A 3,831-nucleotide genomic window follows, 5' to 3' on the forward strand; every position below is an offset into this window, starting at 1 on the left:
ACGGGCTGCGGATGATGCCGATGGGCCGGTAACTGATGGTTCTGTCCGGATGCGGGGTCAGATCCACGGGGTTCTCCGGAAACGCGCGGTTACTTGTCTCATGACGATGCCGCGGATCACACCCAGTGGCCCTCGACGTCGGCCGCGGAGGCCGGCTTCAGCGTGCCGGCATGAAACCGTTCCAACGCCTCGCGCACCGTGGGCGCGTCGCAATTGTAGATGGCGATTCCCGCCGCGGTGAGCACGCGAAACGCTTTCGGCCCGCAGTGGCCGGTCACCAGGTGTTGCACGCCCGCCCGCGCCACCGTTTCCGCCGACTGGATGCCGGCGCCCTGGGCGGCGTTCAGGTTTTGGGCGTTGTCGATGGCGGTGTGCGTCTGCGTGTCCGTGTCGTAAACGATGAACTTCGGCGCCCGGCCGAACCGGCTGTCCAACGGCGAGTCCAGGGTGTCCCCGGATGATGTGAAGGCAATTTTCACTTGTCTTTCCTCCGATGCGAGGACCCCGGCATCCAAACCGGGCTCCGGTTGAGAATTCCGATTGGGCGATGCGGACCGCTTCAGCGGCCTTTCGCCATCATGAACTGCAGGTCTTCCAGCAGCGCCTGCAGGTCCTCCTCGTGCTCCACCTCGTCCTGGAGGATCTGGACGGCGATGTTGTAGGTCACCGGGTCCTCCGCCTGCACTTCCTTGGTCAGGGCATGGTACACCGAGATGGCGCACTGCTCGCCCTTGATGTTCTGCTCCAGGATCTTCGCCACGTACGGGTCGGTGGGTTCGTCATAGCCGCAGTTCGTCCACTTGAACCAGTGGGTGGGCGAGGTCAGCGGCGTGCCCCCGAGCTGGATGATCCGGTTGGACACCATGTCGGCATGCCGCAGCTCATCGGCCGCGTGCTGCATCAGTTCGGTGATCACCGCGTCCTTCATGGGACCGGAGATGATCTTCGCCCCCAGCCAATACTGGTAGTAGGCCAGCCATTCGTCCGCGAACGCCTTGTTCAGCAGCTCCACCACGCGGTCCACGTTTTTTCCAACGATCTCGCGTCCTCGAATGCCCATGCTGTCTCCTCCTTGGCGTACATCGGGTTTGCGCGAACCGGGTGGACGACCGCCCCCCAGGGACGCTCGTCCACTCGATCCGTCACATTATACTACTGATACTCCTGAAGCGGATCACTTGGCGTCCGATCCTTCCTTTTCCAGCTCGCTGAGCCGCTGCTGAACCGATTCCAACTCGGCTTTCAGCGCCTCGATGTGCCCCTGCAGCATCTGCTTTTCCGCTGCCGGATCCGGCGCGGCGGGCGGCGCCGCGTATCCGTAGGGTCCGAAGGCCGTGCCACCGCGCGCCCAGCCCGGCAGACCCGTGGCGTAGAAGCGGTTCCGCCAGCCGCGGCCCCCGCCGCGGCCCCAGGCGCCGCCGCCCCGGCCCCGGCCCCAGCCGAAGCCCATCCCATAGCCGCGCCCCGGCACCGCATTGGCGGATCCGGGCACCGCAAATCCGGCGCAATAGCCGGCGGCACGTCCTGTCATGGGGCCCATCCCCATCGGTCCGGTTCGATCTCCTCCTGGCATGTTCATTCCTCCTTTTGTGTGGATTGGGCGGCGTCTCGAGTCAACGGACCGCCGCATTGCGGGCAGACCATCTGGTTGCATGGCACGCCCCGCGCATGGGGTTGCCGGTGGCCACAGCCCAAACAGACGCACCAGCCGTCGGGACCCGCCGCCAACGGCCCGCCCATCCGGCCGGCGCCCCAGCCACCCTGGCCACCGCCTTGTCCCCGACCGCCGCCGCGGCCACCGCCGCGGCCGCCGCCACCACCTGCTCTTCCTTGAAATCTTCCAATCATATGCATTCCCTCCATATGCGGTCCGGCCCACCCGCCGCGTCGGCGCCTGCCGCGTCCGCAGCATCCGGGCATGGCGAAGGTGTCCGTCGCCAGTCCGTCGGCCAACCAGGCCTTGATGACGGTTTGCAGATCGCCGGCCACGAACGGGATGACCTCGATGCCCCGGGCGGCGACCAGAATCTGTAGGGGGCGCGAGATCGCCCCGCACACCAGCAGCTCCACGCCCAGCGCAGTCAGACGCGCCGCCTTCTGGACCGGCAGCTCGTCAGCGAGCGCCACGCGGCGCTCCGCCGTGATGCGGCCGGCCTCCGCCTCCACGAGGTGAATGGAGCGGCTGACGTCGAAGACCGGCGCGATTCGGTTGTCCCAAGTGGCGAAGGCTGCTTTCATCGGTGCTGCTCCGCAGACAGTGTCTTCATTTCAGATTATGCACGGGCCATGCCATTCATGCCGATTTGGCCCGAATCCAGCATACCCATTGTAAATTAGATATTTATGATTGCAGTCGTGACCGGAAGCCCACAGGATGAGTCGCAACTATGCAACCCATATCACCGAAAAAGTCGTAAAAGAAAGACTGTATCGGTCAGTCGGAACGGCTGCGACCGTCCCGATCGGGCGGGCGGATCCCCAACTGCTTCATCTTCCGGAACAGAGTGCTCTTGTGAATGCCCAGTTCACGGGCGGCGGCGAGGCGGTTGCCGCCGTGGCGCTCCAGCGCGGCCCAAATGCTCCGGACGTCCAGCAGGTCCCGGGCGGCGCGCATGTCCGGCGCCGCGGCCGTGCCGGCGGCGCGGTGGACGGTCAGTTCCTCCGGCAGGTGCTCGATGCCGATGTATCCGTCGGGACACAGGATGAACGCCCGTTCGATCACGTTCTCCAGCTCGCGCACGTTGCCGGGCCAGGCGTGGGCCATGAGCAGCGACAGCGCCTCCGGGGTGACGCCTCGGACCGCCTTCCCCTGGATCCGGTTGAACCGCTCGATGAACTGGTCCGCGAGCAGGGGCACATCCTCCGTCCGCCGGCGCAGCGGCGGCAGCTCCACCCGAACGACGTTGATCCGGTAGTACAGGTCCTCGCGGAACAGGCCCCGGCGCATCTGCTCCGGCAGGTCCCGGTTGGTGGCGACGATCACGCGGACGTCGGCGCTTTCGGACCGGGTTCCGCCCAGCGGCTCGAAGACCCGCTCCTGGAGCACGCGCAGCAGCCGCACCTGCAGCGCCGGGCTGATCTCGGCGATCTCGTCCAGAAACAGCGTGCCGCCGCGGGCCAGGGCGAAGCGGCCGGGCTTGTCCTTGACCGCGCCGGTGAAGGCGCCGGCCTTGTAGCCGAAGAGCTCCGACTCGAGCAGCGTGTCGGGAAGCGCCCCGCAGTTGACGGCGACGAACGGGCCGTCCGCCCGGGGGCTTAAGGCATGAATGGTCCGGGCCAGCAGTTCCTTGCCGGTGCCGGTCTCGCCGTGGATCAGCACCGTGCTGGGGCTGGCGGCAACGGCCGGCAACACTTCGAACACGCGTTGCATGAGCGGACTGTGACTCACCAGCTCGCCCACCCGCGTGCGTCCGGCGAGCTCGTTGCGCAGCGCTTCGATCTCGCTCAGGTCGCGGAATGATTCCGCGCCCCCCACGATGCGCCCGGCGGCATCCCGCAGGACCGCCGTGGACAGACTGATGGGGATGCGGCCGCCGTCGGCGCGGATGATGTAGCCGGATCGACCGATGATGGGCCGGCCGGACTTGAGGGTCCGGCGCAGGGCGCAGTCGGTCTCGCACATGCTGGAGCGGAACACCTCGCAGCAGGACCGGCCGATCGCGTCTTCGCGGGAAATTCCGGTGATCGTCTCGGCCGCCCGGTTGAACGAGGTGATCCGCCACTCCAGGTCCACGGTGAACACCCCGTCGGAAATGCTCTCCAGAATGGCCTCGGTGGGCGCAAGCGGCGCGGGCGATTTCGCTGGCTGTTTCCGCTTCACATGGTCCTTCC

5 protein-coding genes are annotated in these 3,831 nt (G+C 66.8%); all 5 read right to left on the reverse strand.

Features of this window, described 5'->3' with window-relative positions; translation table 11 throughout:
* Positions 1-116: 116 nt before the first annotated feature.
* Positions 117-479 carry a dinitrogenase iron-molybdenum cofactor biosynthesis protein gene (locus GX414_13405; GenBank protein ID NLI48097.1) on the reverse strand — a complete coding sequence of 121 codons (363 nt, stop codon included), beginning with the start codon at positions 477-479 and terminating at the stop codon, positions 117-119.
* 80 nt (positions 480-559) lie between these two features.
* Positions 560-1,060, reverse strand: a complete 501-nt coding sequence (locus GX414_13410) for a ferritin (GenBank protein NLI48098.1) — start codon at positions 1,058-1,060, stop codon at positions 560-562.
* A 114-nt stretch (positions 1,061-1,174) separates the two neighbouring features.
* Positions 1,175-1,573 carry a DUF5320 domain-containing protein gene (locus GX414_13415; protein NLI48099.1) on the reverse strand — a complete coding sequence of 133 codons (399 nt, stop codon included), beginning with the start codon at positions 1,571-1,573 and terminating at the stop codon, positions 1,175-1,177.
* A gap of 2 nt (positions 1,574-1,575) precedes the next feature.
* A complete protein-coding gene (locus GX414_13420) occupies positions 1,576-2,238 on the reverse strand; it encodes a hypothetical protein (protein ID NLI48100.1) in 663 nt (220 codons plus the stop codon).
* Between the two features lie 196 nt (positions 2,239-2,434).
* Positions 2,435-3,820: a sigma 54-interacting transcriptional regulator gene (locus tag GX414_13425; GenBank protein NLI48101.1), complete on the reverse strand. Its 1,386-nt coding sequence runs from the start codon at positions 3,818-3,820 to the stop codon at positions 2,435-2,437.
* Positions 3,821-3,831: the final 11 nt, after the last annotated feature.

Source organism: Acidobacteriota bacterium (assembly GCA_012517875.1).
In the GTDB taxonomy this organism is placed as follows: domain Bacteria; phylum Acidobacteriota; class JAAYUB01; order JAAYUB01; family JAAYUB01; genus JAAYUB01.